At 74.4% G+C, this 21,269-nt stretch carries 16 protein-coding genes; 10 read left to right on the forward strand and 6 right to left on the reverse strand.

What is annotated here, in order from left to right:
• The first annotated feature begins 16 nt into the window (after window positions 1-16).
• The 4 genes from D1350_RS19885 (at window position 17) to D1350_RS23865 (ending at window position 7,999) form a co-directional block, all read left to right on the forward strand.
• On the forward strand, window positions 17-2,824 hold the full coding sequence (locus tag D1350_RS19885) for a tetratricopeptide repeat protein (protein WP_164545243.1): 2,808 nt from the start codon (window positions 17-19) through the stop codon (window positions 2,822-2,824).
• Between the two features lie 161 nt (window positions 2,825-2,985).
• The gene (gene metE / locus D1350_RS19890) at window positions 2,986-5,370 is read left to right on the forward strand and encodes a 5-methyltetrahydropteroyltriglutamate--homocysteine S-methyltransferase (RefSeq protein ID WP_125777791.1); all 2,385 of its coding nucleotides are present in this window, start codon (window positions 2,986-2,988) and stop codon (window positions 5,368-5,370) included.
• A 190-nt stretch (window positions 5,371-5,560) separates the two neighbouring features.
• Window positions 5,561-7,582: a tetratricopeptide repeat protein gene (locus tag D1350_RS19895; RefSeq protein WP_125777792.1), complete on the forward strand. Its 2,022-nt coding sequence runs from the start codon at window positions 5,561-5,563 to the stop codon at window positions 7,580-7,582.
• A gap of 189 nt (window positions 7,583-7,771) precedes the next feature.
• On the forward strand, window positions 7,772-7,999 hold the full coding sequence (locus D1350_RS23865) for a helix-turn-helix domain-containing protein (RefSeq protein ID WP_164545244.1): 228 nt from the start codon (window positions 7,772-7,774) through the stop codon (window positions 7,997-7,999).
• A 142-nt stretch (window positions 8,000-8,141) separates the two neighbouring features.
• Here D1350_RS23865 and D1350_RS19905 read toward each other — a convergent pair whose 3' ends face one another.
• Entirely contained in the window at window positions 8,142-8,702 is a 561-nt protein-coding gene (locus tag D1350_RS19905) for a TetR/AcrR family transcriptional regulator (RefSeq protein WP_420807829.1), read from the reverse strand.
• A gap of 114 nt (window positions 8,703-8,816) precedes the next feature.
• Between D1350_RS19905 and D1350_RS19910 the strand changes: the two genes are divergently transcribed.
• Together D1350_RS19910 and pdxR are read left to right on the forward strand one after the other, a co-directional pair.
• Window positions 8,817-9,659 (forward strand): alpha/beta fold hydrolase, encoded by an 843-nt coding sequence (locus D1350_RS19910; protein WP_125777795.1) that lies wholly within the window; start codon window positions 8,817-8,819, stop codon window positions 9,657-9,659.
• Between the two features lie 184 nt (window positions 9,660-9,843).
• Window positions 9,844-11,319 carry a MocR-like pyridoxine biosynthesis transcription factor PdxR gene (gene pdxR, locus D1350_RS19915; protein WP_125777796.1) on the forward strand — a complete coding sequence of 492 codons (1,476 nt, stop codon included), beginning with the start codon at window positions 9,844-9,846 and terminating at the stop codon, window positions 11,317-11,319.
• On the opposite strand, the gene D1350_RS19920 is transcribed toward pdxR, so the two are convergent.
• Entirely contained in the window at window positions 11,276-12,550 is a 1,275-nt protein-coding gene (locus tag D1350_RS19920) for an APC family permease (protein WP_125777797.1), read from the reverse strand. The two genes, pdxR and D1350_RS19920, sit on opposite strands and share 44 nt — an antisense overlap.
• A 142-nt stretch (window positions 12,551-12,692) precedes the next feature.
• Here D1350_RS19920 and D1350_RS19925 point away from each other — a divergent pair, with 142 nt between their 5' ends.
• Genes D1350_RS19925 through D1350_RS19935 form a run of 3 tightly spaced genes read left to right on the forward strand, consistent with a single transcriptional unit; the run spans window position 12,693 to window position 14,867 of the window.
• Window positions 12,693-13,703, forward strand: a complete 1,011-nt coding sequence (locus D1350_RS19925) for an ATP-binding cassette domain-containing protein (protein WP_125777798.1) — start codon at window positions 12,693-12,695, stop codon at window positions 13,701-13,703.
• Window positions 13,703-14,575 carry an ABC transporter permease gene (locus D1350_RS19930; RefSeq protein ID WP_240644235.1) on the forward strand — a complete coding sequence of 291 codons (873 nt, stop codon included), beginning with the start codon at window positions 13,703-13,705 and terminating at the stop codon, window positions 14,573-14,575. The genes D1350_RS19925 and D1350_RS19930 overlap by 1 nt, the downstream gene beginning before the upstream one ends.
• Window positions 14,565-14,867, forward strand: coding sequence for a helix-turn-helix transcriptional regulator (locus tag D1350_RS19935; protein WP_276313776.1), 303 nt, complete (start codon window positions 14,565-14,567; stop codon window positions 14,865-14,867). Before D1350_RS19930 ends, D1350_RS19935 begins: the two co-directional genes overlap by 11 nt.
• A 7-nt stretch (window positions 14,868-14,874) precedes the next feature.
• Here the strand turns inward: D1350_RS19935 and D1350_RS19940 are convergent, their stop codons facing one another.
• Window positions 14,875-15,813, reverse strand: a complete 939-nt coding sequence (locus tag D1350_RS19940; protein ID WP_125777799.1) for an AraC family transcriptional regulator — start codon at window positions 15,811-15,813, stop codon at window positions 14,875-14,877.
• An 80-nt stretch (window positions 15,814-15,893) separates the two neighbouring features.
• On the opposite strand from D1350_RS19940, the gene D1350_RS19945 reads away from it, so the two are divergent.
• The gene (locus D1350_RS19945) at window positions 15,894-16,739 is read left to right on the forward strand and encodes a Rossmann-fold NAD(P)-binding domain-containing protein (RefSeq protein WP_125777800.1); all 846 of its coding nucleotides are present in this window, start codon (window positions 15,894-15,896) and stop codon (window positions 16,737-16,739) included.
• A 107-nt stretch (window positions 16,740-16,846) separates the two neighbouring features.
• Here D1350_RS19945 and D1350_RS19950 read toward each other — a convergent pair whose 3' ends face one another.
• The 3 genes from D1350_RS19950 to D1350_RS19960 all read right to left on the reverse strand — a co-directional run bounded on the left by D1350_RS19950 (window position 16,847) and on the right by D1350_RS19960 (window position 21,161).
• Window positions 16,847-18,538, reverse strand: a complete 1,692-nt coding sequence (locus D1350_RS19950) for a potassium channel protein (RefSeq protein WP_164545245.1) — start codon at window positions 18,536-18,538, stop codon at window positions 16,847-16,849.
• Between the two features lie 54 nt (window positions 18,539-18,592).
• Window positions 18,593-19,609: a LacI family DNA-binding transcriptional regulator gene (locus D1350_RS19955; RefSeq protein WP_125777802.1), complete on the reverse strand. Its 1,017-nt coding sequence runs from the start codon at window positions 19,607-19,609 to the stop codon at window positions 18,593-18,595.
• A gap of 193 nt (window positions 19,610-19,802) precedes the next feature.
• Entirely contained in the window at window positions 19,803-21,161 is a 1,359-nt protein-coding gene (locus D1350_RS19960) for a glycoside hydrolase family 16 protein (protein ID WP_125777803.1), read from the reverse strand.
• Window positions 21,162-21,269 lie beyond the last annotated feature (108 nt).

Raw genomic sequence — 21,269 nt, forward strand, 5'->3', positions numbered from 1 at the left:
CGTTGACTTGTCCGTCATGGACGGGACGGTCGGCTCGGCGCGCTCGCAGTCGTCTGTCCGTGCCCTGCGGGGCGTCGTGAGCAGCGCCAGGGCGCGGCTGGACGCGGTCGGCGGGCTCCGGCGTCGGGCCACGAGGCGGGACGTGACGGACTCTGCGGAGCCGGCCCGGGGCCCGGCCGCCCTGCTCTCTCCCGCCCGGGCGATCGTGCCGTTCCGGGGCCGGGTCGCGGAGCTCGACGAGCTGACGACGTGGTGCTGGGCCGGGCGGGCCGGGCGCGTGCGCCTGCTGCTGGGGTCGGGCGGCGTGGGGAAGACCAGGCTCGCGGCCGAGCTGGCCCGCAGGCTCTCCTCGGACGGCTGGCTGTGCGTCGACGTGCCCGACGGTGAGGAGGCCGCTGCCGCCGAGCGGTACCTGCGTTCCGACCCGGGGGCGCGTCGCGTCCTCCTCGTCCTCGACCGCGGCGAGACCCGCCGAGGGCTCGGGACGCTCCTGGCCGCGCTGTCCGCCGTCCGCGACACGCACGTCCGCGTGCTCGTCCTCGCCCGCGAGGACGGCCCGTGGTGGTCGCGACGGGAGTCCGACAGCCCGGCGGTGCGCGCCCTCGTCGAGGACGCCGTGACCACGGACCTGGGCCCGCGGCTCACGCCGGGCCAGGACCACGCCGCGGTTGCGGAGGCGGCGGTGCGCGCGTTCGCCGCCGCGCTGGACGTCCCCGTGCCGCGCGTCCGGGTCCTGGTGCGGGGGCCCGTGCCGCGGGTGCTGGACCTGCACGCGGCGGCGCTCGTCGGTGTGCTCACAGCACCGCGGCCCGACGACGGAGCCCCCGCCGGGACGGGCGAGGCGGACGCGGTCGACCCCGCAGCGCCTGTCGACGAGATCGTCGTCGACGTGTCGGGTGCCCTCACCGACCTGCTCGCGCTGGAGCGCCGGGCGGGCGCCGCGTCCGACCCGGGGGCCGGCCCGTCGGGCCCCGACCGGATCACCGGGCGCCGCGTGATCGACGAGGTCGTGGCGGCGCCGCGCGCCGCGCGCGCCCGGCTGACCGTTCTCGACCAGCAGGACTCCTTCCACCTGGCCGCGATCCTCGCCCGCGCACTGCACGAGCTCCCTGATGACGCGGAGGCCTTCGCGCCCGTGGCCGGGCTGCTCGAGGACCTGGTCGAGCGGATGCCGGACGAGGGGGACCTGCTCGCCGCCGTCGCGGGCGCCCTGCCGGACGCCTCGCCGGCGCTCGCCGGGCTCCGCGCGGACCTCTTGGAACGGGTCCTCGACAAGGTCGACCCGGAGGACCGCACCATCGTGACGACCCTGCTCCGGGAGCTCGGCGACGCGCTGGCCGACCTCGGGCGGCGCGACGAGGCGCTCGCCGCCCGCCAGGAGGCGGCGGACATCGCCCGGGCCCTGGTGGCCGACGACGGCGACCGCCACGTGCCGGACCTCGCCGGGGCGCTCACCGATCTCGGCGCCGCCCACCACGAGCTCGGCCAGGCGGCTCCTGCCCGGGCCTGCGCCGACGAGTCGGTCGCACTCTGGCGTTCCCTGGCGACCGGCCGCCCCGGCCGGTTCCTCGCCGGGACCGTGCGGGCCGTCGACCTGCTCGCCGCGACGCTGACGGCGGCCGGGGACGGCGCCGGGTCGCTGGCGGCGCAGGAGGAGGCGCTGCAGCTCCGGCGCACCCTCGTCGCGCGCGACCGCGAGCGACACCTGCGCGGGCTGGCCGGCGCCCTGGAGCGGTTCGCGGGATCCCTGGCGGCGCACGGCCGCACGGCCGCCGCGCTCCCGGTGACGGTGCAGGCGTGCGACGCGTTCCGCGTGGCCGCCCAGGCCCACTCGGAGCGTGACGTGCCGGCGCTCGCCAGGGTCCTTGCCGAGCTCGCGTCACGGTACGTGGAGCTGGGGCGGCCGGCGGAGGCGCTCCCGCCGGCGCTGGAGGCGGTGAACCTGCGGCGCGTCCTGGTCCGGGACCATGCCGGCGACCGCTACCTGCCCGAGCTGGGGCAGGCGCTGTCCCGCCTGGGCGCGGTGTACTCGGAGCTGCGCCGCCCGCAGCAGGCGCTCCCGGTGCAGCGGGAGGCCGTGGCGATCCGGCGCACGCTGGTGGAGCAGGACCGCAAGGACGGCCTTGTCGCCGACCTGGCGGGGTCGCTGTCGAACCTGGGGGTGACCTACTCGGGCCTCGGCCGACCCGCCGAGGCGCTCCCGCTGGACCAGGAGGCCGCGGACCTGCGCCGCGACCTGGCGCGGAGGCACCCGGACCGGTACCTCGCCGACCTGGGCGACTCGCTGTCCAACCTGGGGGTGCGACTGGCCGAGCTGGGCCGGCCCCGGGACGCGGTGGGGCCCGCCCAGGAGGCGGTGCACATCCGCCGCGACCTCGCGGAGGCGGGCGGGCCGCGCGCCCGGGCGGACCTGGCGGCGGCCCTCGTCAACCTGGGAGCGACGTACGCCGATCTCGGCCGGCCCGCGGAGGCCATGACGCCGACCCGGGAGGCGGTGCGCCTCCGCCGGGACCTCGTGGGGCAGAACCCGGCGCGCTATCTGCCCGACCTCGCGAGCGCCCTGTCGAACCTCGCGGCGCAGCGTGCCGACTCGGGCGAGGCGCGCAGCGCGCTGGAGCCGGCGCTGGAGGCGGTCCGCATCCGCCGGGAGCTGGCCCGGACGAGCCCCCACCGGTACTCGGCCGACCTGAACCGGTCGCTGACGGTCCTGGCGATCGTGCACGAGGAGCTGGGGGACCGCGGCGCGGCGGTCCTCGCCCGCGCGGAGGTGGGCGCCGTCTCACATCGCGGCGCAGGTCTGGCGCCCGGCGTCACACCGGCTTAGTGTCGGGCTGATTCACCATGACCCGTCCGAGGGTGCTTACCTCGGCGGCGGGCGTCGACGCGGGTATCGCGGACGTCCCGACCTGGCCGGAGGGCCGCTGGTCGTGAGTCGTTCCCACCCGTCCCCCCGGCGTGCCCGGGGGACTCACCCGAGGAATGCTCATGACGAACACCACCTTTGCCGACCCCTTCCGCACCGGGACGGTCCTTGGCTACCCACGGATCGGCCGGCGCCGGGAGCTCAAGCGCGCGCTCGAGGCGCACTGGTCCGGCCGCAGCACGGCGGACGAGCTGGAGGCCACCGCGCGGGACCTGCGGCTCGCCGCGGCGCGCCGCCTCGTGGACCTGGGCCTCGACGCCACCTCCGGCGCCGTCCCGGGCTCGTTCAGCCTCTACGACCAGGTTCTCGACGTGGTGGCGCTGCTCGGCGCGGTCCCGTCGCGGTTCCGCGAGCCGACTGCCGGCGGCTCCGGTCGCCTCCCTCTCAGCGAGTATTTCGCCCTGGCGCGCGGCGCCGGCGACGAGCCGCCGCTGGAGATGACCAAGTGGTTCGACACGAACTACCACTACCTCGTCCCCGAGATCGGCCCCGGCACGCCCGTGAGCCTCGCCGACGACCGCGTGGTGCGCGAGTTCGTCGAGGCCCGCGACGTGGGCATCGTCACGCGGCCGGTCCTGGTGGGCCCGGTGACGTTCCTCCTCCTGAGCAAGGCGGCCGACGGCGCCGGTCCCGGGTTCCGGCCGCTGGACCGCCTCCCCGAGGTGACGGCCGTGTACGCGGAGCTGCTGCGCCGGCTCGCCGACGCTGGCGCGCCGTGGGTCCAGCTCGACGAGCCCGCGCTCGTCACCGACAACCTCGGCGTGCCGTTCGCGGACGTCGCGGAGGCGGTCCGCGCCGCGTACGGGCAGCTCGCCGGCGCGCCCGTGGCGGGCACCGCCGCGGCCGACGGCGCCGCACGGCCGGCGATCCTCGTCGCCGCCCCCTACGGCGACCTGCGCGGGCCCGACGGCGACGGGCTGGCCCTGCTGGCCGGCACCGGCGTGGAGGGCATCGCGATCGACCTCGTCCGCGGCGGGCTCCCGGCCGGACCCGTGGCAGGTCTCGGGTCCACGGTCCTGGTCGCCGGCGTGGTCGACGGCCACGGGGTGTGGCGTGGCGACCTCACCGCGAAGCTCGGCCTCCTGGAGCGGGCGGCTGAGCTCGGCGCCGCGGCGGTGGTCCCGGCCACGTCGACGTCGCTCCTGCACGTGCCGCACGACGTCGAGGACGAGCCCTACCTCTCCGCCGACCTGCGGTCCTGGCTGGCGTTCGCCGACCAGAAGGTGGGCGAGGTGGTGACGCTGGCCACCGCCCTGTCGGGCGCGGAGGGCAGGGCCGCTGCCGAGGCCGCGCTGACGTCGTCGGCCGAGGCCGTGGCGACGCGGCAGGCGGCCGAGGGCGTCGTCGTCCCGGCGGTCCGGGAGCGGCTGGCCGGGCTCGTCCCGGCAGACACCACCCGGGCGCCGTACGGGGAGCGCGCGGCCGCGCAGGAGGCGCGGCTCGGGCTGCCGGCGCTGCCGACCACGACGATCGGCTCGTTCCCGCAGACCGCCGAGATCCGGGCGGCGCGCGCCGCCGCCCGGAAGGGCGAGCTGTCCGAGGACGAGTACACGGCGGCGATGCGGGACGAGGTGGCGCGCGTGGTGCGCCTCCAGGAGGACCTCGGCCTGGACGTGCTGGTCCACGGTGAGCCGGAACGCAACGACATGGTGCAGTACTTCGCGGAGCAGCTCGACGGCTTCGCGACGACGGTGCAGGGCTGGGTCCAGTCGTACGGCTCGCGCTGCGTGCGCCCGCCGATCCTCTGGGGCGACGTGTCGCGGCCCGCGCCGATGACCGTCGAGTGGGCCACGTACGCCCAGTCGCTGACGGACCTGCCGGTCAAGGGCATGCTCACCGGGCCGGTGACGATCCTCGCCTGGTCGTTCGTGCGCGACGACCAGCCGCTCGGCGACACGGCGGCCCAGGTCGCCCTGGCACTCCGCGACGAGGTGCGGGACCTGGAGGCGGCGGGGATCGCCGTCGTGCAGGTGGACGAGCCGGCGCTGCGGGAGCTGCTGCCGCTGCGCGCCGCCGACCACCCGGCCTACCTCGACTGGTCGGTGCGCTCCTTCCGGCTGGCGACGGCGGGCGCGGCCCCGGCCACGCAGGTGCACACGCACCTCTGCTACTCCGAGTTCGGGGACGTCATCGACGCGATCGACGGGCTCGACGCCGACGTGACGTCGCTCGAGGCGGCGCGCTCCCGCATGGAGGTGGTGCCGGAGCTGGCCGAGGCGGGCTACGACCGGGGCGTCGGCCCGGGGGTGTACGACATCCACTCGCCGCGCGTGCCGTCCGTGGAGGAGATGGCGGAGCTGCTCCGGCTCGCCGTCGGCGCCGTGGACCCGCGTCTCGTGTGGGTGAACCCCGACTGCGGGCTGAAGACCCGCCGGTACGAGGAGGCCTCGCCCGCGCTGCACAACCTCGTCGAGGCGGCCCGGAAGGTGCGGGCGGAGCTCGGCTGACGCGGGTCGGCGCCGGACGCGCCGCCCGGTCCCGTGCCGAGGTAGTGCCTTCGTCCGACGAGGCCACTACCTCGGCGTCGGGTCCCTGCCGAGGTAGTGCCTTCGTCCGACAGGGGAACTACCTCGGCGGGGCCCTCCGGGGGGTGGGAGGGATTCGCTTCCGTGCGCGGGCGTGCTGTTGAATCGCGCCATGACACCAGGGGAACGTGTCGATCGAGCGGGGCCCGGGGGCACCCGCAGCAGGGAGGCGGAGCTCTCCGAGCTTCTGACCTGGGCGTCCGCCGCGGAGCGGGCGTCCGCCAGGCTGCTCACCGGCCGGGCGCGTGCGGGCAAGACGTGGCTGGCGCACGCGCTCGCCGACCGGCTCGCCGAGGACGGCTGGTCGTGCGAGTGGGTCACCCCGGCGCCGGGCGGCGCCCCGGCGGGCACCGCCGCGGCGGGCACCGCGACGGCTGGCCGGCCGGTCGGCGGCACCCGCGGGCCGGCCGGCGCCGCGGTCGACGGCTCGGCTCGCGACCGGGTGCTGATCGTCGTCGACGACGCCGAGTGGCACCACGACCTGTCCGACGTGCTCGCCGACGCCTCGGCCAGAGCAGGGGTGGTGCGGGTCCTCCTCGTCGCACGCCGGACGGGCTGGTGGTGGGACCGCCTCCTGCGGGTGACGGACCCCGAGGTCGAGAGGCTGCTCGTGGGCGCCGCGGACGCCGGCGACCTCCGCCCCCACCCCGTGCGGGACGGCGCGCCAGGTCGGCTCCCCGAGGTGGGCGAGGTGTCGGCCGACGTCGTCCGCGAGGTCGTCCGAGCCGTCGAGGAGCGGCTCGACGGCGACCCGGACGACCTCGCCGCCGCAGTCGACCTTCTCGGCGACGCGCTCGGCGCCCTGCCGGACGACGTGCGCGAGCTCACCACCATCTCCGGCGCCCTGCCGTACCCGTCGATGGCGCTCGCGGTCACGCGCCTGGAGGTTGTCGAGCGGGCGGCCCGCGCCGTCGGCCCGGAGCCCGACGAGCTGCGCGCGGCGACCTTGTGCGACCTGGGCATGGCCCTCGCCGAGACCGGCCGTGCGGAGGAGGCGCTCAGCGCGGATCGCGCCGCCGCCGCCGTCTGGCGCCGGCTGGCCGACGACGACCCGGCCAGGTACCGCGTCCGCCTCGCCACCGAGCTGGTCCACGTGGGCGCGTCGTGCTCGGACGTGGGCAGGCCCGAGGCCGCGTTCGCCGCGGAGGAGGAGGCGGTGCGGCTCTGGCGCGCTGTCGAGGAGGAGAACCCGGGACGTGCCACCGTCGAGCTGGCCAAGGCGGTCTCCAACCTGGCGGTGTCGCTCGGAGAGCTGGACCGGCCGGGTGACGCGCTCGGTCCCAGCCTGGAGGCGGTGGCGCTCTGGCGCGGGCTCGTGGCGGCGGCCCCCGGCCGGTGGGAGGGGGCGCTCGCCCGCTCGCTGACGAACCTCGGCACGCGCTACGCGGAGCTCGGGCGGGCCGACGACGCCCTGCCGCCCACCGAGGAGGCGACGGAGCTGCGCCGCGTGCTCGCGAGCCGCTCGCCGGACGAGCACCTGCCGGATCTTGCCGACTCCCTCATGCACCTCGGCGACCGCCTGGCGGAGGCGGGCCGCGAGGCCGAGGCCGCGGAGTGCTTCGCCACGGCCGTGGAGGTCCAGCGGCGCCTCGCCGAGGAGAACCCGGGCTGGTACGGCATGGAGCTCGCCCATGTGCTGATGCGAGCCGGGGCGCTCGGACGGGAGGGGGAGGAGCCGGAGCGAGCGAGGGAGGCGGCGCGCGAGGCCGTCATGCTCTACCGGCGCGAGGCCGCAGCCAACCCGGGTCGGTTCCGGCGGTCGCTGGCGAACGCCCTGCACGAGCTGGCGCTGACCCACCGGAGCTTCGGCGACCACCAGTCGGCGATCAACGCGGAGAGGGAGGCGATCCGGGTCCACCAGGAGCTTGCCGCCACGGACGGACGGGAGCGGGCGGCGCTCGCGGACTCGCTCGCCAACCTTGCGGCGATCCTCCTCGACGTCGGCATGGCGGAGGAGGCGCTGTCCTCCGCCGTCGAGGCGGCGGCGATCCTGCGCGACCTCGCGGGCGCCGACCCGGGCCGCCACAGGAGGCGTCTCGCGGGGGCTCTGCAGACCCTGGCCCTGGCGCACCACCAGCTGGCCGACTTCGAGTCGGCGCGCCGGGTCCGGGCAGAGGCTCGGAGATCGTCATGAGAGGTTCACGGCCCGATCATCAGCGACTCACCTTTGTGGCGCGTTTGTGGGCGTTATTTGGAATGGTCCGGTAAGGCGCAAGATTTCCTGTCCGCGGTCATTCTGAGCGCCAAATTACTTCGTCTCATTCCTCGAAATCGCAGCGTTTCGACTGGACTTCACCGGGTGATACGCACCACACTTGTACTTGTGACTGACTTCACAGTTCAAGACCCTGCCAGCGATCACGACGATCTCACCGCCCTGGAGGCGGCGCGGATCCTCGGGGTCTCCAAGCTGCACGTGATCGACCTCCTGGAGGCCGGCGAGCTCGACTTCCACTGGGTGGGCTCCGACCTTCGTTTCGACGTGGCTGACGTGGCCGCGTACAAGGCCGGCCGCGAGCACCGGGACACGGAGGAGCTCGTAGCAGTCTGACCCCGCAGCACCAGCGCGGAGCATCGTCGTGACCGCGCTGAGGGCCCGGCGCACTGCGCGCCGGGCGGGCCGCCGGCAGGCGGCATCTCCGACCGAGGAGCCCGTGGCACGGCTGCGAGATGCTCCCGCACCGGTCCTGCCGTCAGTTTGCTCCCGAGGCGTCCAGAAGGGTCTCGGCCGCGGCCCGCGCCTGGCGCGCCGCCTCCGGGGTTCCCGAGATCGCCGCCGTCGTCTGCGCTCCCTCTGCGAGGATCGCGATCTGCGGCGCCACGTGCGCGGGTGCGCCCGCCTCCTCGACGAGCCGCGCCACGTACTCCTGGAACGTGGCCTTCTGCTCCCGCACCGCCTCCGTCACACCGTGCGACTCGGCGCCGAGCTCGCCGAAGGCGTTGACGAACCCGCAGCCGCGGAAGTCCGGCTCGCGGAACCAGGCGTCCAGGAAGTCGAAGATCGCGAGGATGCGCTCGCGAGCCGTCGTGGCGCGCTCGGTCGCCCCCGCCAGTCCCGCGTCCCAGATGGACATGCGGTGCCGCAGCACCGCGACGATCAGCTCGTCCTTGGACGCGAAGAGCGTGTAGATCCGCTTGAGCGGCACCCCTGCGGCCGTGCGCACGGCGTCCATGCCGACGGCCTGCACACCGCGCGTGTAGAAGAGCTCGTCGGCGGTCCGCACCACGCGGTCCCGTGCTGTCTCGTCGTCGATCACGACGTTCCTCCTACCAGTTCGCCCTGAGGGCTTGCGCTGAGAACGTTCGTTCTCTACTGTAGCGGACACAGGGGAGAACGACCGTTCTCCAGGAGCGAAGGGACCAGGACCATGGGCTTCATCACCGTCGGCACCGAGAACAGCACGGACGTCGAGCTCCACTACGAGGACCACGGCTCCGGCCAGCCGGTCGTCCTCATCCACGGCTACCCGCTGGACGGCAACAGCTGGGAGCTCCAGTCCCGCGAGCTGATCGACGCCGGCTACCGCGTCATCACCTACGACCGCCGCGGCTTCGGCGGGTCCAGCAAGGTCGGCACCGGCTACGACTACGACACGTTCGCGGCCGACCTCAACACCGTCCTGGAGGCGCTCGACCTGCGCGACGTCGTCCTCGTCGGCTTCTCGATGGGTACCGGCGAGCTCGCCCGCTACGTGAAGAACCACGGGCACGAGCGGGTCGCCAAGCTGGCCTTCCTCGCGGCGCTCGAGCCCTTCCTCGTCCAGGCCGACGACAACCCGACCGGCGTGCCGCAGGCTGTCTTCGACGGCATCGCCGAGGCTGCCCGCGCGGACCGGTACTCCTGGTTCACGCAGTTCTACAACGACTTCTACAACCTGGACGAGAACCTCGGCTCGCGGATCAGCCAGGAGGTCGTGACCGCGAGCTGGAACACCGCGACGCGCAGCGCGCCGGTGGCCGCCTACGCCGTGGTCCCGGCCTGGATCGAGGACTTCCGGGCCGACGTGGAGGCGGTCCGCGCAGCGGGCAAGCCGTCGCTCATCCTGCACGGCACCGGCGACCGCATCCTCCCGATCGACGCCACGGCCCGCGTGTTCCACGCGTCCTTCCCCGAGGCCGAGTACGTCGAGATCGAGGGCGCCCCGCACGGGCTCCTGTGGACGCACGCGGCCGAGGTGAACGAGGCGCTCCTGGCCTTCGTCAAGGCCTGACCGGCTCGGTCCGCCGCGCCGGCAGTTCGCGACACGTGAACGCGCCAGACTGCTTCCAGGCCCGCCTACCGACTCGTAGGCGATCCTGGAAGCGGTCTGGCGCGTTCACCTGTCAGCGAGCTCGCGATCATGGCCACATCCCGGCACCGTGGCGATGGCGGCGCCGCCGGGTGATGATCAGCCCGTGGACCTCGTCGTCGATCTCTCCCACCGCGCCGGCCGCACCGACGCCGTCTACCGGGCTCTCCGCGTGGCCCTGGCGCAGGGCAGGGTGACGGCGGGGGAGCAGGTCCCCTCCAGCCGCGCGCTCGCCGCCGACCTGCGCGTCTCCCGCGCCACGGTCGCCACCGCGTACGAGCGGCTCGTCGCGGAGGGCTTCCTCGAGTCGCGGGTGGGGGCGGGGACCTTCGCCACCGCGGAGGCGAGCGACGCACGCGACGACGTACGCGACGGCCGGCGCACCGGCGCCACGGGCTCAGCCCGGCGCCCGCAGGAGACGCGTCGCCGCGCGCCCGGAGCTCTCAGGCCTCGACCCGGCTGGCACTGGACCCCGCACCCCGTGAGCGGCGACGCCCCCGTCCTCGCGCACGACTTCCGCGTCGGCATCCCCGACGCGAGCCTCTTCCCGTTCGATGCCTGGCGCCGCGTCCTCGCCGCCGAGTCGCGCCTGGGCGGGCACGCGCCGGGCGCGTACGCCGGTCCGGCGGGCCTCCTGCGGTTCCGCGAGGCGGTGGCCCGCTACACGGGCCACACGCGCGGCGTCCGGGCAGGGGCCGACGACGTCATCGCCACCTCCGGCGCCCAGCAGGCCCTCGACCTCGTGGCCCGGGTCCTCCTCGAGCCTGGCGACGTGGTCGCCGTGGAGGATCCCGGCTACCCCGAGGCCCGCGGCGTGTTCGCGCTGCACGGCGCCCGGGTGGTGCCCGTCCCCGTCGACGGCGAAGGGCTGGTCGTGGACGCAGTCCCCGCCGACGCCCGGCTCGTCTACACCACGCCCTCGCACCAGTTTCCGCTCGGGATGCCGCTCTCGCTGGCGCGCCGCCGGGCGCTGCTCGCGCACGCCTCCCGCCACGGGGCCGCGGTGGTCGAGGACGACTACGACAGCGAGTTCCGGCACGGCCGGCGGCCGCTGGAGTCGCTGCACGCGCTCGACCGCGACGGGCGGGTCATCTACGTGGGCACCTTCTCGAAGTCGCTGCTCCCCGGTCTGCGGGTGGGCTACCTGGTGGCGCCACCGTCGCTGCGCGACGCGCTCCTCGCGGCGAAGCAGCTCACCGACGGCCACGGACCCGTCCACGTCCAGGCCGCGCTCGCGCGGTTCATCGACGACGGCCTGCTCGCACGTCACGTCCGGCGGGCCACCGCCCGGTACGCCGAGCGCCACGAGATCCTGCTGGACGCGCTGGCCGGCCTGCCGGTCGAGCCCGTCCCGTCCGCGGCCGGCCTGCACGTCACCGCCTACCTCGCGGCGGACCCGCCCCCGGAGGGCGGCTCCCGAGGGCTGATGACCCGCGCCCGACGCCGGTCGGTCGCCCTCGAGACCCTCGGCACCTTCACGGTGGGTCACCACCGCGACGCGGTCGTGCTCGGGATCGGAGCGGCCGAGACGGCGTCGATCAGACCCGGGATCGAGAAGCTGGCACAGCTGCTGGAGGGCTGAACCGCCGGGGACGCCAGGTGGTCCACGCCAGGCCCGCGAGCGCGAGCAGGACGGGGCCGAGCATGTGCGGACCGGTCATGGCCAGCAGCCCGAGCGCGGCGACGAGCGACACGCAGGCGCACCACCAGGCCGGGCTGCGGCGGGGCAGGAGCCGGAGTGCGGCGGCCGCGGCGATCACGTAGAGCAGGGAGAACGTGCCGGTCGCCATGAGGAGCACCGCGTCGGTGGGCAGGTGCAGGAGGGCGAGCACCGCCGTCGTGCCGAGGGCCAGGACGATGATGACCGCCAGCGAGCGGCGCGGGACCTGGCCTGTCGCGGAGCCGCGGGCGAGCCAGGCGGGCAGGGCGCCGTCGCGGGCGAGCGAGGCGCCCATGCGGCTGCCCCCAGCGAAGTAGACGTTGATGGCGCCGATCGTGAGGAGGACTGCCAGGACGGCCGTGACCGGCCGGGCGGCCTCGCCGAAGCCGAGCACGAGGAGGTCGGACAGCGGTGCCGGGCCGGGCGTGCTGCCGAGCACCGCGATCGTCGCGAACGCGACGCCGAGGTAGAGCACGCCGACCACGGTGACGGCGATCGCGGTGGCGCGGGGGATGTCGCGGGAGGGGTTGCGGTACTCCGCGGACAACGAGCCCATGACCTCCCAGCCCGCGAACGCCCAGACCAGGAGGGCGGCAGCCTGGGCCACGGCGCCCCAGCCGTGCGGCGCGAACGGCACCAGGTTCGCCGGCTGGGCGTGGGGGAGCGCCACCACCACGGCGACCGTGAGGAGCAGGGCGATCGTGCCGGCGATGACGAGCTGGGCCGTGCCGGAGACCCGGAGGTCGAGCCAGCTCATGGTCGCGCAGGTGGCGACGATGCCTACGGTGGTGAGGAGCGCCGCCGTCGGCCCGCCGCCTGTGGCGTCCGCGACGTACGCGGCGGCGAACCCCGCGGCGGCGGGCGCCCCGATCGGGATCGTGAAGTAGAACGCCCAGCCCACCATCGTGGACACGCGCTGCCCGAAGGCGAGGCGGGCGTAGGTGGCGATGCCGCCGCCGTCAGGGTGCCGGGCGCCGAGCGCCGCGAAGGTGGTCGCGAGCGGGACGGAGAGCGCCACGAGCGCCGCCCAGGCGAGGAGGGACGCCGGTCCGGCCGCCTGCGCGGCGAGGGCCGGGAGCGAGATGACGCCGGTCCCGAGCAGGCCGCCGACGGTGAGAGCCGCGCCTTGGGGGACGGTGATGCCGTTGGTCATGATGTTGACGGTAGGCGCAGGGTGGACTGGTGAACGGGCCGATTCGCAGCCAGTTGTTCAGGCCATTACGCGCCGGGTCCCTGTTCGGACGGCGGTCGATTCACCCTTACGCATTCCTGCGACGGTGTGTAGCATCCCTGCTATGAGTAGTCCTGAGAATGTGACGATCCTGGAGGGCCAGGCTTCGCCGAAGGGAGACGGGGCCCACACGGTCATCGAGGTTCGCGACCTCCAGATGCGGTATGGCACCAAGGACGTGCTGCGTGGCGTGTCCTTCACGGCCCGGCGAGGCGAGGTGCTGGCGCTCCTCGGCCCCAACGGAGCGGGCAAGACGACCACGATCGAGATCCTGGAGGGCTTCCGGATGCGGTCGGCGGGCGAGGTCTCGGTGCTCGGGACGGACCCGGCGCACGGCGACGAGGCCTGGCGGGCGCGGCTCGGCGTCGTGCTCCAGTCGTGGCGCGACCACGGTCGCTGGCGGGTGCGGGAGCTCCTGAGCCACCTCGGCCGCTACTACGAGCCGTACTCGACCCCGGAGCGGGCGCGCCCGTGGGACGTCGACGAGCTGCTGCGGGTCGTCGGGCTGACCGAGCACGCCGACAAGAAGATCAACACCCTGTCGGGCGGGCAACGGCGTCGTCTGGACGTGGCGATCGGCATCGTCGGGCGGCCGGAGCTGATCTTCCTCGACGAGCCGACGGCGGGCTTCGACCCGCACGCGCGGCGCGAGTTCCACGAGCTGGTGCACCGCCTGTCCGACTTCGAGTCGGCGACGATCCTGCTCACCACCCACGACCTGGCCGAGGCGGAGAAGCTCGCCGACCGGATCCTGGTCCTCGCCGACCACCACATCATCGCGGACGGCTCGGCCGACGAGCTGGGCCGGCAGATGGCGACCGCCACCGAGGTGCGCTGGACGCAGGGCGGCGACCGCCACGTCCACGCGGTCGCCGAAGGTGATGCCACCGAGTTCGTGCGGAGCCTGCTGGCGTCCGACGACGGGGCGGTGAGCGAGCTCGAGGTGCGGCACGGCACGCTCGAGGACACGTACATGGCACTGGTGCACCGCATCGAGACTGGTCAGGGTGACCCGGGCTCCGGCGGTCCCGCCGGTGTGCCGGGGGCGGTTGTGGCGACGGAGGAGTCGGAGTGATGGCACAGGCAGGAATGTTGTCGAGCCCGCGCGGCGCGGCGGTCCGGGCGGGGCTGTCCCGCGGCTGGATCGAGACGCGGCAGTCCTTGACGAACGTGGGCGACCTGATCTGGTACGTCATGTTCCCGCTCATCTACGCGGGCGTGCTCTTCATGATGCGGGGCAGCACCGTGCCGGGCACGGACTTCGCCCTCGGGGCGATGGTGCTGCCGAGCATCGTCGGCATGAGCATCGCGTTCGGCGGGCTGGTCGGACCGTCCAGCGTGCTGGCGGTCGAGCGTGAGGACGGCACGCTCCTGCGCGCCAAGGCCACCCCGAACGGCATGCTGGGCTACCTGGTCGGCAAGATCGTGAACATCGCGCTGACCACGGCGTTCAGTCTCGTCGTGCTCGTCATCCCGGGCTGGGGCGTGCGGGACCAGCTTCGCGTGGACGAGCCGCGCGCCTGGCTGCTGATCGTTGCCATCTTCGTGCTCGGCCTGATCGCTACCGTGCCGATCGGCGCGGCGCTGGGGTCCCTGCTCACCAGCTCGGCACAGACGGGCCTGCTGATGCTGGGGTCCTCGGCGATGATCGCCGTCTCCGGGATCTTCTACCCCATCACCGCGCTGCCGGGATGGCTGCAGTGGGTCGGGCAGGCGCTGCCCTTCTACTGGCTGGGTCTGGGCGCCCGGTCGGCCCTGCTGCCGCCCGAGATGGTCGCCGCCGAGATCGGCGAGAGCTGGCGCACCGTGGAGATGGTCGGGGTGCTCGGGGTCTGGGCGGTGGCCGGGCTCGTGCTCGCGCCGATCCTGCTGCGGCGCATGGCCCAGCGGGAGTCCGGTTCGGACGTCGCCGAGCGCCGTGAGAAGGTCATGACCCGTGGTTACTGAGGCTGAGGAGCACCCCGACACCGCGGTGGCCGAGGACGGCGCGGCGACCCAGGACGCCGCGCGCGACACGGTCTTCAACCGGATCGCGATGCTGCGTGCTGAGCGCGGTATCTCCCGTCGCGAGCTTGCGGAGGCTCTCGGCGTGCACTATCAGACCATCGGATACCTCGAGCGCGGCGAGTACAGCCCGTCGCTGCACCTGGCGCTCCGGATCGCCGAGTACTTCGGCGTCACGGTCGAGGTGATCTTCTCGACGCGCCCGTTCCGGAGGCTGGGTGACCCGGACGTGTGAGGGGGGGTCAGAGCTTCGCCGCGGTTCGGTGGGCGCTCGGGCTCTTCCCGTACACCCGCTTGAAGGCCGTGCTGAACGTGAACGGGCTCTCGTAGCCCACCGTCCGCCCGACGCCGCCCACGGTGGCGGACGGGTCGAGGAGCTGGTCGGCGGCGAGCGCCATGCGCCAGCTCGTCAGGTACGTCATCGGTGGTTCGCCGGCCAGCTCGTGGAAGCGGCGGGAGAGCAGTGCGCGGGAGACCCCGACGGACCGGGCCAGGCCCTCGACGGTCCACGGCGCGGCGGGGTCGCCGTGCAGGAGGCGCAGCGCCTGGCCGACCACGGGGTCGGCGTCGGCCCGGAACCAGGCGGGCGGCTCGCCGTCGGGCCGCGCGGCCCAGGACCGGAGCGCGCTGACGAGGAGCAGGTCGAGCAGCCGGTCGAGGACCACCTGCTGGCCGGGGTCGTCGCGCGGGATCTCGGCGGCGAGGAGGTCGACGAGCGGGCTGCGGAGCGTCGCGGCGCGGGCCACGGCGAGGCGGGGGAGCGTTGCCAGCAGCCGACGGCTGACCTCGCCGTCGGTCTGGTACGTGCCGCAGAGCAGCACGGAGGAGCCGTCGGCGCTGTTGCCCCAGGTGCGGACGCCGAGCGTCCCGGACTCCATGAGGCTGTTGCCCGTCAGGTCGGTGCACTCCCCGCCGGGCTGGATGAGGACCTGTGGCGCGGTGGCCGGGTGGTCGGCGACGAGGTACGGGTCCGGACCGCGGAAGATGCCGACGTCGCCGGGCTCGAGCGCCAGCTGCTCCCCGTCGTCGAAGATCACCCAGGCGGTGCCGCGGACCACGGCGACCACGGTCAGCGGCGCCTCGTCCTGGATGCGGAGGCACCACGGCGGGTCGAGGAGCGTGCGCAGCACGAACGCGCTGCGGGCGCGGGGTCCTTCGAGGAAGGCGGAGAGGACGTCCATTCCCGCAGCCTAGACGAATTCACATGCATCCGAGCGTCAGCACTATGGAACGTCTCGATCGTGGCTGGCTTGATAGGGGCATGACAACGAACGCACCCCTCCTCGTCCTCGGCGGCACCGGCACCACGGGCCGCCGCCTCACCGACCGCCTCGTCCAGGCGGGGCACGACGTCCGGGTCGGCTCCCGCCGGGCCGACCCGCCCTTCGAGTGGAACGACCCCGGCACCTGGCCGGCCGTCGTGGCGGGCGTCCGTGCCGCGTACATCGTGTACACGCCGGACCTCGCCTTCCCCGGCGCCGTGGAGACGGTCCGCGCGTTCGCGAAGGTGGCCACGGGGGCCGGCGTCGGGCGCCTGGTCCTCCTGTCCGGACGGGGCGAGCCCGAGGCGCAGCGCGCTGAGGCCGCCCTCGCCGAGGTGGCCGACGCCGCAGGCGCCACGTGGACCGTGGTGCGCTGCGCCTGGTTCGCTCAGAACTTCAGCGAGACCTTCCTTCTCCAGCCGGTGCTCGACGGCGTCCTGGCGTTGCCGGCGGGCGAGGGCGCGGAGCCCTTCGTCGACGCCGACGACATCGCGGACGTGGCGTTCGCCGCGCTCACGGAGGACGGGCACGGCGGGCAGGTCTACGAGCTCACCGGACCGGCGGCCCTGACGTTCCGGGAGGCCGCCGGCGTGCTGAGCGCGGCGATCGGCCGGCCGGTCGAGTATGTGCCGGCCTCCACCGACGAGTTCGTCGCCGGTGCGGTGGCCGCGGGGCTCCCCGAGGACGACCCGCACGGCCTCGCGGGCATCTTCACCCTGACGCTCGACGGCCGGAACGTCGCGCCGCAGGACGGTGTCCGCCGTGCCCTCGGCCGCGAGCCGCGCCCGTTCGAGGAGTACGCCGCGACGGCGGCGGCCGCGGGGGCGTGGGCTGTCGGCGCCTGAGCCTCGGCGGAGGAACGGATGTCCGCTTCGAGAACGTCATGAGGCTCTGCTTCGAGAACTGAAGCGTTACCTCATGACGTTCTCGAAGCGGACGCTCCTTGCCAGGGCTAGGCGAGCACTCCCGGCCGGGCCTGCTCCTGGATCCGCCGCAGCCCGTCGGCGGTGGCGATCACGTACACGCGGTCGCCGCGCCGCAGGGGTCGCAGGCTCCGCCCGGGGTCGATGGTCTTGTCGCCCCCGCCGCCGTCGAGCGCGGCGGTGTGCAGGGCCAGGACCCGCAGCCTGCCTGGCTCGTCGAGGTCGCGGGCGGCGCGCTCGGCGAGCGGGCTGCCCTGCTTGACGTCGATCCCTGCCACGAGCAGCACCCGGTCGCGATAGGCCACGGTGTCGATGACCTCCTGGCCCATCGTGGCGGCGGCGAACCGCGGCGCCGCCAGGTGCGAGGCGCTGGCGCACGAGAAGTGCGGCACCTTCGCCTCCAGACGCTCCCGGAGGCCCTCGTCGAAGATCCGCAGCACCACGCGGAGGTCGTCGGTCCCGGCGTCGCGCTCCACGGCGTCGGCGGCGAAGCCGATCCCGACGGTCGTCGCCGTTCCGCTCGTCGCCACCACGACCGCCCGGGCGCTGCCCGCCTGGGCGGTGCGCAGGGTCGCTGCCTGGCGGGCGTCGCCGATCACGACGGGCACGGTCAGCTCGCGGGCGACGGCGACGCCGCGGGCCTGCTCGTCGCGGTCCACGGCCACCACGTCCACGCCCCGGTCCACGAGAGTCTTGACCACGCGGGTCCCGAGGTCGCCGAGCCCCACGACGACCACGTGGCCGGACATCGGCTCGATGAGCACCCCGCGGTCGAGCAGGAGGCGGGTGCGCACCACGCCGTCGACCAGCGCGGCCGTGACCAGGGGGATCACGGCGACGCTGACGATCGTCAGCACCACCCGGGTGGCGCGCTCCGCCGCGCCGAGGTCCACGTCCGGGTCGCCGCCGCCGAGCGCCGTCACGACCGCCATGTACAGGGCGGTCGCGAGGTCGTGCGGCGTGGTGGCGACGATGGTCGCCGCGGCGACCGCGATGAGACCCACCACGACGAGGAGCGCGATGCGGAGGTTCCGCCCCGCGACCATCCCGATGGTCCGCAGGGTGGTGCGGGGCGGCCGTCGCTTCGTCGCTGCCCGCGGGGGCGGCGGGGGCGCCGACGCCAGCACGCGCACCACGTCCTTGTTCTGCTCGGGCCTGCCCGCCGGGAGCGGGCGCACCGGCTCGTCGTCGTGCCCGGCGAACAGGACCTGGCGCACCGGCAGCTCCGTGCCCGGCTCCGCGACCACGAGGTGGCGGTCGGGCACGTGGAGCCGCATGGGCTCGCCCAGCGCGGCGGCGACGAGCTCCGGCGCGGCGAAGGCCGACGACGACATCGCCTGCCCCCGCTCGACGTGCTGCTCGAGCGACGCGCCGAGGTCGTCGTCGAAGATCCGGACCACCTGCCGCACCTCGGGCCAGTGCTCGTCGACGAGGAGCGCCGTGTCCACGTTGGCGCCGTCGTCCTGGTCGAGCAGGGCCACCGCCTCGGCGCGTCCGGCGCCCGCCCGCCTGAGTGCGTCGGCGTCAGGCGCCGCGGACTGGACGAGCTCCACGCCCCGCAGCGCTGCCATGAGGGCGGCATACCGGCCGGTGACGTCCGGGACGACCACGGCGACGGTGCCCTCGTACCTCGTGGAGAGCGCGTACGAGACCCGGTACGCCAGGGGGTTGTCGCCGCAGACGACGAAGTGCCGCTGTCCGGTCGACCGCTCGGTGGGCATGACCGGGAGCGTAGCGCCAGGCACCCACATCGGCGGCCGAACCGGTCCGGGACGTCAGGATGATTCGCGGACGACCAGCTCGGTGGGGAGGATCAGCGCCGGCTCGACGGGCTCGCCGGCGGCGAGCCGGAGCACCTGGCGGGCGAGCTGCCGGCCGATCTCGGTGATCGGCTGGCGGACCGTCGTCAGCGGGGGCTCGGTGTAGCGGGCGATCTCGACGTCGTCGAAGCCGACCACCGCCACGTCGTCGGGCACCCGGCGACCGGCCTGGCGCAGGGCGCGGAGGGCGCCGTCGGCCATGAGGTCGGAGGCGACGAAGACGGCGTCGAGCCCGGGGTCGTCCTCGAGGAGTCGTTCCATGGCCGCTCGGCCCGACTCGCGCGTGAAGTCGCCGACGGCGACCAGCGAGCGCAGCCCGGTGCCCTCCAGGGCCTCCTGGTAGCCGGTGAGCCGCTCGATCCCGGCGACCATGTCGGCCGGGCCGGTGATGGTCGCGATGCGCCGCCTGCCCCGGGCGATCAGGTGCTCGACGGCGGCCCGGACTCCGCCCGCGTGGTCCACGTCGATGTACGGCACGGCGGAGCGGCCCAGCGGCCGGCCGCTGGCCACGACGGGGATGCCGCTGCGCGCCAGGTCGAGGGGGAGGGGGTCGGCGCCGTGCAGCGAGGCGAGGATGACGCCGTCGACGGTGCGGCCGTGGACGTACCGCATGATCCGGTCGTGGCTCGACGGGGTCGACGCGAGGAGCAGGACGAGCTGCTTGTCGGCGGCCTCGAGCTCCTCGCCGACGCCGCGCAGCATGCTGGAGAAGAAGGCGTCGTCGGAGAAGACGCGCGTGGCGGGCTCGGGGACCACGAGCGCCACGGAGTCGGTGCGCTGGGTGACGAGGCTGCGGGCGGCAGGGTTGGGCACGTACCCGAGCTGCTGGACGGCGCGCACGACGACGTCGCGCACCTCCGGCGTGACCGACGGGGAGCCGTTGACGACGCGGGACACCGTCGCCCGCGAGACTCCCGCGAGCCGGGCCACCGTCTCCAGCGTCGGCCGCCCACCGGCCTGGAGGTCGCGCATCAGTACTCCGTCGTCCGGGGTGGCGTGGCTGCCACCGGTTGTGTCGCAGCGTAGCGCAGTAGAGCGCTCTCCCTGTGATCGCGGAAGGGCGCCGAGGGAGTGCGTCCGTCCGCTCGGATCGCCCCGATCAGGGCGATCCGGGCGGACGGACGCACTCCCTCGGCGTCAGGCTGCTGCTCCGCCGCGGCCGGGGTCAGCGCGTGAAGGTGAGCCAGTTGACGTTGACGAAGTCGGCCGGCTGGCCGCTCGTGAAGCGGAGGAAGACGGTGTGCGTGCCCGTCACCTGCGCCATGTTGGCGGGGATGGTCCGCCAGCTCTGCCAGCCGCCCGTGTTCCCCACGGCGAAGCTGCCGACCGGTGCGTTGTTGACGTCGTCCAGCCGGACCTCGACCAGGCCGCTCACGCCCGAGGCCGCGCCGGAGGCGACCCGCGCCGAGAAGCCGCGGGCCGGCGTCGACCCGAAGTTCACCCCGTCGAACCGCACCCAGTCGCCGTTGCCGATCCAGCCGATGTTCTGGCCGCCGCCCGCGTCGGTGGTGGTCTCGGTCGAGACGCCGGACTGGGCGTTGTAGGACTCGGCCTGGATGGTCGAGTAGGCGTCCCGGCTGCCCGACGGCGGCGGCGTGGTCGGCGGGGGCGTCGTCGTCCCGCCTCCCCGCTGCCAGACCCCGACGTAGTCGACGAGCATCGGCACGCCGGAGACGGTCTGCGCCGTCGGGCCGCCCGGCCAGCCCCCGCCGATCGCGACGTTGAGGATGATGAAGTAGCCGTGGTTGGTGGCGTTGGCCCAGGTGGTGGCGTCGACCTGGTCCTGCCGCACGGTGTGGAAGAGGCTGCCGTCCAGGTAGAAGCGCATCTGGTTCGGCGTGACGCTGCGGTCCCACTCCATGCGATAGGTGTGGAACCCCGTCTGGCAGCCGTTGCAGGCCGTGGACCCGCCGAGGCCGATGGTCTCGTTGCACGGCCCGCCCGGGTTGGTGCCGCAGTGCAGCGTGGCCCACACCTGGGCGGCGCCGTTGACGTTCTCCATGATGTCGATCTCGCCGACGCCCGGCCAGTTCCAGTAGTTCCCCCGGAACGGCTCGCCCAGCATCCAGAACGCCGGCCAGTAGCCCTGGGCGGCGGCGCCCGTGACGTTGGGCATCTGGATGCGCGCCTCGACGCGCAGGGTGCCGCCCGCCGGGGGCTGGAAGTCGGTGCGCTGCGTCTCGATGCGGCCGGACGTCCAGTTGCCGGCCGAGTCGCGGATCGGCTTGATGGCGAGGTTGCCGTTGCCGTCCTGGTAGACGTTCTGCGTGCTGTTCGTGTGGTAGGCGATCTCGCCGGTGCCCCAGTTGGCGGCGCCGCCGGGGTACGAGTGCCCGATGTCGTAGATCCAGTTCGCCGTGTTCAGCCCGGTGCCCGCGGCGCCGGTGAAGTCGTCGCTCCACACGTGGCTCCAGCCCGCGGGGGTCGGCGGGACGGCGGCCTGCGTGGTGACCGCGGCGAGGGGGACGGCGGTGACGGCGAGCGCGCCGACCACGGCCGCAAGGGTCCTGAGTCGCTTCCTCATGTGGTTCTCACTTCCAGTGGGGGAGTTGCGTCGTTGCAAAGCGTGAGAACGCTCTCAGGAACAGTTATAGCGCCGCCGCTACGCTTGGTCAACAGCCCGCAAAGTAGG

Origin of the sequence: Antribacter gilvus, from assembly GCF_003946865.1 — a bacterium.
Classification (GTDB): Bacteria; Actinomycetota; Actinomycetes; order Actinomycetales; family Cellulomonadaceae; genus Antribacter; species Antribacter gilvus.

Excerpts from the sequence above, each read along its gene's own strand:
- D1350_RS19885 (WP_164545243.1), top strand. The coding sequence starts at position 17 with ATGGACGGGACGGTCGGCTCGGCGCGCTCGCAGTCGTCTGTCCGTGCC.
- metE (WP_125777791.1), top strand. The coding sequence starts at position 2,986 with ATGACGAACACCACCTTTGCCGACCCCTTCCGCACCGGGACGGTCCTT.
- D1350_RS19895 (WP_125777792.1), top strand. The coding sequence starts at position 5,561 with ATGACACCAGGGGAACGTGTCGATCGAGCGGGGCCCGGGGGCACCCGC.
- D1350_RS19910 (WP_125777795.1), top strand. The coding sequence starts at position 8,817 with ATGGGCTTCATCACCGTCGGCACCGAGAACAGCACGGACGTCGAGCTC.
- D1350_RS19920 (WP_125777797.1), bottom strand. The coding sequence starts at position 12,550 with ATGACCAACGGCATCACCGTCCCCCAAGGCGCGGCTCTCACCGTCGGC.
- D1350_RS19925 (WP_125777798.1), top strand. The coding sequence starts at position 12,693 with ATGAGTAGTCCTGAGAATGTGACGATCCTGGAGGGCCAGGCTTCGCCG.
- D1350_RS19930 (WP_240644235.1), top strand. The coding sequence starts at position 13,703 with ATGGCACAGGCAGGAATGTTGTCGAGCCCGCGCGGCGCGGCGGTCCGG.
- D1350_RS19940 (WP_125777799.1), bottom strand. The coding sequence starts at position 15,813 with ATGGACGTCCTCTCCGCCTTCCTCGAAGGACCCCGCGCCCGCAGCGCG.
- D1350_RS19945 (WP_125777800.1), top strand. The coding sequence starts at position 15,894 with ATGACAACGAACGCACCCCTCCTCGTCCTCGGCGGCACCGGCACCACG.
- D1350_RS19950 (WP_164545245.1), bottom strand. The coding sequence starts at position 18,538 with ATGCCCACCGAGCGGTCGACCGGACAGCGGCACTTCGTCGTCTGCGGC.
- D1350_RS19955 (WP_125777802.1), bottom strand. The coding sequence starts at position 19,609 with ATGCGCGACCTCCAGGCCGGTGGGCGGCCGACGCTGGAGACGGTGGCC.
- D1350_RS19960 (WP_125777803.1), bottom strand. The coding sequence starts at position 21,161 with ATGAGGAAGCGACTCAGGACCCTTGCGGCCGTGGTCGGCGCGCTCGCC.